General features: G+C 70.4%; 7 protein-coding genes. 4 read left to right on the plus strand and 3 right to left on the minus strand.

The genetic code is table 11. The annotated features are described in order from the left end of the window. Window positions 1–1,211, plus strand: a 1,211-nt coding sequence (gene groEL / locus QH283_RS03355) for a chaperonin GroEL (protein WP_280501551.1), incomplete at its 5' end; no start/stop codon positions are given. Between the two features lie 216 nt (window positions 1,212–1,427). Here the strand turns inward: groEL and QH283_RS03360 are convergent. From QH283_RS03360 to QH283_RS03370, 3 genes are all read right to left on the minus strand, one after another. Then, a complete protein-coding gene (locus QH283_RS03360) occupies window positions 1,428–1,679 on the minus strand; it encodes a hypothetical protein (RefSeq protein WP_280501552.1) in 252 nt (83 codons plus the stop codon). A 1-nt stretch (window position 1,680) separates the two neighbouring features. Beyond that, a complete protein-coding gene (sigK, locus tag QH283_RS03365; RefSeq protein WP_280501553.1) occupies window positions 1,681–2,256 on the minus strand; it encodes an ECF RNA polymerase sigma factor SigK in 576 nt (191 codons plus the stop codon). Window positions 2,257–2,702: 446 nt separating this feature from the next. Further along, window positions 2,703–2,996, minus strand: coding sequence for a WhiB family transcriptional regulator (locus QH283_RS03370; RefSeq protein WP_280501554.1), 294 nt, complete (start codon window positions 2,994–2,996; stop codon window positions 2,703–2,705). 810 nt (window positions 2,997–3,806) lie between these two features. Between QH283_RS03370 and QH283_RS03375 the strand changes: the two genes are divergently transcribed. From QH283_RS03375 to QH283_RS03385, 3 genes are all read left to right on the plus strand, one after another. Continuing rightward, complete coding sequence (locus QH283_RS03375) at window positions 3,807–4,520, plus strand: hypothetical protein (protein WP_280501555.1); 714 nt, start codon at window positions 3,807–3,809, stop codon at window positions 4,518–4,520. Window positions 4,521–4,677: 157 nt separating this feature from the next. Next, complete coding sequence (locus QH283_RS03380; protein ID WP_280501556.1) at window positions 4,678–5,256, plus strand: sigma-70 family RNA polymerase sigma factor; 579 nt, start codon at window positions 4,678–4,680, stop codon at window positions 5,254–5,256. Further along, the gene (locus tag QH283_RS03385) at window positions 5,249–6,364 is read left to right on the plus strand and encodes an anti-sigma-D factor RsdA (RefSeq protein ID WP_280501557.1); all 1,116 of its coding nucleotides are present in this window, start codon (window positions 5,249–5,251) and stop codon (window positions 6,362–6,364) included. Before QH283_RS03380 ends, QH283_RS03385 begins: the two co-directional genes overlap by 8 nt. Window positions 6,365–6,511 lie beyond the last annotated feature (147 nt).

Here is a 6,511-nt window from a genome sequence, read left to right on the forward strand (position 1 = left end):
CCACCCCGGTCTCCGGTGAGCAGGCCATCGCCCAGGTCGCGACCGTGTCCTCGCGCGACGAGGAGATCGGCGAGATGGTCGGCAAGGCGCTGACCACCGTCGGCAAGGACGGCGTGGTCACCGTCGAGGAGTCCTCGACGCTACAGACCGAGCTGGTCGTCACCGAGGGCGTGCAGTTCGACAAGGGCTACCTCTCGCCGTACTTCGTCACCGACACCGACGCCCAGCAGGCCGTCTACGAAGACGTGCTGGTGCTGCTGCACCGCGAGAAGATCAGCTCCCTGCCGGACCTGCTCCCGCTGCTGGAGAAGATCGCCGAGGCGGGCAAGCCGGTGCTGATCGTCGCCGAGGACGTCGAGGGCGAGGCGCTGTCGACCCTGGTGGTCAACTCCATCCGCAAGACCCTCAAGGCCGTCGCCGTCAAGGCCCCCTTCTTCGGCGACCGTCGCAAGGCCTTCCTCGACGACCTGGCCGTGGTCACCGCGGGCACCGTGATCAACCCCGACCTGGGCATCACGCTGCGCGAGGCCGGCCTCGAGCACCTCGGCTCCGCGCGCCGCGTGGTGGTCACCAAGGACGAGACCACCATCATCGACGGCGCAGGCACCTCCGAGGACATCGCCGCGCGCGCCGCCCAGCTGCGCCGCGAGATCGAGGCGACCGACTCGGACTGGGATCGCGAGAAGCTCGAGGAGCGCCTGGCCAAGCTGGCGGGCGGCGTCGCGGTCATCAAGGTCGGCGCGGCCACCGAGACCGCGCTCAAGGAGCGCAAGTACCGGGTCGAGGACGCGGTGAGCGCGGCCAAGGCCGCCGTCGACGAGGGCATCGTGCCCGGCGGCGGCACCGCCCTGGTGCAGGCCGCGACCAAGCTGTCCGAGCTGCGCGAGTCGCTGTCCGGCGACGAGGCGGTCGGCGTCGAGGTCGTGCGCAAGGCGCTGGAGGCCCCGCTGTACTGGATCGCCACCAACGCCGGTCTCGACGGCTCGGTCGTGGTCGCCAAGGTCGCCGAGGGCAAGGAGGGCTTCAACGCCGCCACCCTCAGCTACGGTGACCTGCTCACCGACGGCGTCGTCGACCCGGTGAAGGTGACCCGCTCGGCCGTGGTGAACGCCGCGTCCGTGGCGCGCATGGTGCTGACCACCGAGAGCGCCGTGGTGGACAAGCCCGCCGAGGAGGCCGCCGACCACGGCCACCACGGGCACGCCCACTGATCCCTCCGCTTCGGCGTATCGGGTTCCGAACGACAGCGCCCCCGGCATCTCCGGCCGGGGGCGCTGTCGTGTCCCGGCGCTGTCGTGTCCGACGGGGACCCGGACACAGAGCGTCGCGAGCGATCCTCGGGCGGGAGTTCGGACGACCGAGTCGAACCGCGAAGGAGATTCGCGCGGGCCGGAAGCGGCGTCGGCCGGAACGAGGGTCCGGCGGGATCAGTTCTGGGAGGAGGCGGCTTCCGCGGCGACGGCGGCGAGCAGGCGGGCCCGTGATCCGGGCGGGGGAGGAGTGGCGGTGAGTTCGGCCAGAGCGGCCAGAGCGTCCCTGGTTCGCAGGACTTCGGCACGGAATCCCGCCACCGCGGCGGGATTCTCGTCGTCGAGAACGTCGTGCAAGGCGAGCTGGTCTTCGTCGTCGATCGATCCGAGCGCGACGGCGTGCGCGAGATCGATCCGGCTCTCGGTCATCTCACGTCACCCCCAAACTTTTCTTCAGTCGTGTCAAACCATCCCGTATCCGGGACTTCACGGTCGGCAGCCCGACCCCGAGGTGTGCGGCCACCTCGGCGTAGGTGCGCCCACCGTAGTAGGCCAGCGAGATGGCTTCGCGCTGGGTCTCGGTGAGGTCGGCGAGGCCGGCGAGCACGGCGCGCTGCTCGGCCCTTCGCTCGACTTCTTCGACGACCTCGTCGAATTCGTCGTCGCCCGCCCTCGCCCCGTAGGCCGCCTCCCGCAGGGTGTGGGCCTGTTCGGCGCGGACGCGGTCGACCGCGCGCCGGTGGGCGAGGGTCATCAGCCAGGTCATGGCCGAACCGCGGGTCGGGTCGAAATTGGCGGCGGTGCGCCATATCTGGAGGTAGACCTCCTGGGTGGTCTCCTCCGCGTACCCCGGGTCCTGGAGCACCCGCAGCACCAGACCGAACACGCGTGAGCTGGTCCGGTCGTACAGTTCGGCGAAAGCCGTCTGGTCGCCCTGGCCGCACCGGCGCAACAGCGCGGCAAGTTCGAGGCTTTCGGTCACACGTGCCGACACCGCAGACTCCACACCTGGTGGGGTGGCTTCTCTTCGGATCGAGTCGCCCTCTGCGGCCGACGGCCGCGTCGTCACAACGCTCCATTCTGTGTCATCGGTCACTACGGTAGCGCGCACGCATCGCCCGTGCACCCATTGGGTGCCGGAAACCGTCAGTGGCTCAGCAAATCTGCGGCCGGGTGGGTGGCTATGTGCGGGCAACTCGCGACACGCCGCGCGGGTTACGCGCGGGCGGCCCCGGGGACGCCCATAGTTGTAGGAAAATGTCCCGCCGTCGTGGGAAGACCGTCGTGGCGAGAACTGTCGTTCGGAAACCGTGGTGGCCGGGCCGTGATCCGCACTCGTGCGCCGGGGACTGGGACGCCTCGGCGGCGCGGACACGGGACCCGACCCGGCACCTGGTCGGTTTCCGCAAGGCATTCGGCACGGGGGCTGTGGGCGGATGGGTCGCGTTCGGCTCAGACGGCCACGCGGCGGCGATTGCGCCGAGCGTACAGTTCGCGTTCGGTTTCGGACATCCCACCCCAGATGCCGTAGGGCTCACTGACCTTGAGCGCGTGGGCGCGGCACTGCATCAGCACCGGGCAGGCTCGGCAGATCTCCTTGGCGCGCATCTCGCGCGCGGTGCGGGCACGGCCGCGTTCGCCGTCGGGGTGGAAGAAGACCGCCGAGTCCACACCGCGGCAGGAACCGCGCATCTGCCAGTCCCAGACGTCGGCGTTCGGTCCGGGGAGGTGGGTCGGCATGGGCATGGTGAACTCCTTGTGATGCGAGCTCGTCAGCGTCGTCGAGCAGGTGGTGTCTGCACAGTCATCGGGTACGGCCCGATCGGCCGTGGCCGCGGGGTCTCGCCGGGCGGAAGTCGCTGCAATTTCGCGCGGCGGCCGCCGTGGCGATGAGCTACGTTAGGGCCAGCCGCGAAATTCCGTCAATAGTTCGGCGCACCGTCTTTCTGAATCCCGGAAGGCGAAAATTAACCTTTCTCCTGTTTACATTCATGCTTCAGTCCGGTAGTACTAGACGGTTGCGCGACGGAACGCCAAGATGCGATCGCAACGTTCGTTCGCGTATAACAGCAGGTAGATGACGGTTTTTAGCCCTGCTCATGAGTTCGGTCGGCTCAAGTTCACTCCGGCGGTCCCGGTGTGCCGGGGTCTCGAAACCGGGTTGCGCGGTATGTTTCCAGATGGCGCGAGCGGGACGCTCAGGTAAATTGCGGGAAACGGATGTGAATTCGCGCATGAGTTCGTGACGCGGGTCGCTCGGGAGTTTTACCCGATAGAAACATGGGCACCGAGTCGAAATGCTGGGTGTTTGCCGTATGCCCCCGGCGGCGGTGGTAGCCGCCGGTTTCCGATGTGCTCCGGGTTACGCTCCGGCCCGTGTTCGTACCAGTCCCGTTAGCGGATACTCGATTCGAAGTCCTCGCCGACGCTGCTTTCGGCAGTTGTCCCGCGTCGGCCGCTGCTGCCGGGTTGCCGGCCCCGCACGACCCTCTCGCGACCTGGCTTCGCGCCGTCGCGTACGGCGCCGCGGGGCGATACGCGGCCGCTCGGGCGGAGTTGACGCCGCTGCTGCGCGGCGCCGCCGATCCGGTGCTCGGGTCACTGGCCGCGAGTACGAAGGGCTCGTTGTCGCGTCAGTTGGGTTGGCACGCGGCGGCTTCGGAGTGGGACGGCCGGGCCGCCGCCCTCGTGCTGCCCGGGCGCGCGCCGGGCGGGGCGGCGGGGGACTCGGCCGGCACCTCGGCCGGGCCGGATCGGATCGACGCGGCCTGCGACGCCATGACCGGTCTGGCGGCCGACGCGCTCGGGGTGGGCAGGCTCGATCTGGCGCGCAGGCTGCTCGGCCGCACCCGCGCGCTGCTCGGCGACGACGAGTCCGCCAGGGTGCGCGCCAGGATCCGGCTGTGCTGGGTGTCGGCGGAGACCGCACTGGCCGCGGGCGACGCCGCCGAGGCCCTCCCGCACGCCGAGGCCGGGTTGCGACTGGCCGAGGCGGCGCCCTCGGTGCGGCACCGGGTGAAGTCGACGCTGCTGGTGGCCGCGGCGGCCGCGGCGTCGGGCGATCGGGAGCGGGCCGCCGCGCTGGCCGAGACGGTGGCCGCGAGCGCGGACGAGCACGGTCTGCTGCCGCTGGGCTGGGCCACCGCCATGCTGTCCGCCGGGGTCGCCGCCACGCAGGCGCAACGGAGTTCGGCGGCGGCGCGCGCGCGTTCGTACGAACAGATGATCTTGCAGCGCGGCGGACGCTTCCGACCGGCCGGGACGTGCTGAAAGTCACTTCCCCGGGGCCTGAGGTTGTAGCGACAACCGACCACGGTGGCCGGGGTGACGCCCGGTATCGCTATTGTTGTCTCGTTCCGCCGGTTCGGCGGAAGCACCGTCTCACTCGCAGACCGTGCCACTCGTAACGCCGGGAATATCTCTGACGATGACGCAAACGGGCGAAGAGTTGGACCTCGCCGTCGCTGCCGCTGCGCAGGGCGACAGGACAGCTCTAGCTCGGGTACTGGAGTTGGTCCGTCCGCTCGTCGTCCGTTACTGCCGCGCGCGTATCGGCGCGGCAGAACGTGGCCAGCTCTCCGCGGACGACGTCGCGCAGGAGGTATGTCTGGCTGTGATGACAGCCCTGCCCAGGTATCAGGACCAGGGCAGGCCCTTCATGGCCTTCGTATACGGAATCGCTTCGCACAAGGTCGCCGACGCCCATCGCAACGCCGCCCGTAACAAGGCGGAAGCAATGGCCGAAGTACCAGATGTCATATCCACCGACCAAGGCCCGGAGCAGCGAGCTCTCGAATCGGAGACGAGCAGGCAGATGAACCGCCTGCTCGCCACCCTGCCCGACAAGCATCGAGAGATCCTGATCATGCGCCTGGTCATGGGTTTGTCAGCGGAGGAAACCGCAGCCGCCGTGGGCAGTACGGCGGGGGCGATTCGGGTTGCCCAGCACAGGGCACTCGCAAAACTGAAGGCACAAGTGGCGAGGGCAGGTGAAATGTATGGCTAGGGATGGCGAGCGCGGTCGGGGCGACTGGAAGGCGCGACGCGGATCGCGGAACAGCGGTCCCTACGCCGGGGATGCCGGTGATGCCGGACCGGTGGACATCGCGGCGGTTCGTCGCGACGACGCGCTGATCGACGCCATCGTCAGCGGTGGTCCGGTGCAGACCGACAGCACGGAGGAGTTCCAGCTCGCGACATTGCTCGCGGCCTGGCGGGCCGAGCTGATCGAGCCATCGATGCCGCAGGCCCCCGACCTGGACGCGGTGGTGGCCGCGGTCAACCAGGAGATCGGGGCGCGGAAGGTCAGGGTCGGCGCCCAGTCGCGTGGGAAGCTGCGGCTGCTGTACCCCATCACGGGAGCGGCCGCCGCTCTCGCGCTGATCGTCGGCGGCACCACCGCCTTCTCCTACAGCGCGGAGCCGGGCGATCCGTTGTGGCGGGTCAAGGAGGTCGTGTTCAGCGAACAGGCCCAGACCACGGTGGTGCAGCGCGCCGACAGCGAGCTGTCCCAGGCGGAGCAGGCGCTGGCCCAGGGCGATGTCGGTCAGGCCGCGGCGCTGCTGGAACGGGCTCAGGGCAATGTCGACCAGGTCAGCGACGGCTCCAAGAAGCGGGAGCTGGAGCAGGCCTGGCAGCAGCTGCTCGACCAGCTGCGCGACAAGTCTCCCGAGCTGGCTACCAAGCTGGAGGAGACGGTGCAGCCGTCGCCCCGGCCCGGCGAGCCGAGCGGTCCGAGCACTCCCGGCAAGCCGGGGAGCACGGTGCTCGTCGACCCGACCACCGGTCAGACGATCACCATGCTGCCGCCGAACCAGGACCCCACCGGTCCGGCGGATCCGACGCAGATGGGCGAGCCCTCCGACGGCCAGGACCCGAGTACCGATCCGGCGGACCCGTCGACCCTGCCCACCGACGAGCCGCCGGTCACCGGCGGCCAGCCGACCACCCAGGTCCCGCCGGTGACCCAGAACCCGCCTACCACCGTGCCGAGCAACGGTGGCGGTCTCCCGACCGAGATCATCCCGACCCTGCCGTCCGGCATCCAGCTGCCGACGGAGATCCCGACCGAGCTGCTTCCGCCGCCGGCGACACCGCCGGAACCGAGCAACTGACCCCGAACCCACGGGGGGCGGCGCCCCCGGCCCCGGGGGGGGGGGGGGGGGGGGGGGGGGGGGGGGGGGGCGGGGGGGGGGGGGGGGGGGGGGGGGGCGGGGGGGCCCCCCCCCCCCGCGGGGGGGCCGGGGGGGGGGGGGGGGGGG

The sequence above is a fragment of the Nocardia farcinica genome (assembly GCF_029867845.1).
In the GTDB taxonomy this organism is placed as follows: Bacteria; Actinomycetota; Actinomycetes; order Mycobacteriales; family Mycobacteriaceae; genus Nocardia; species Nocardia farcinica_A.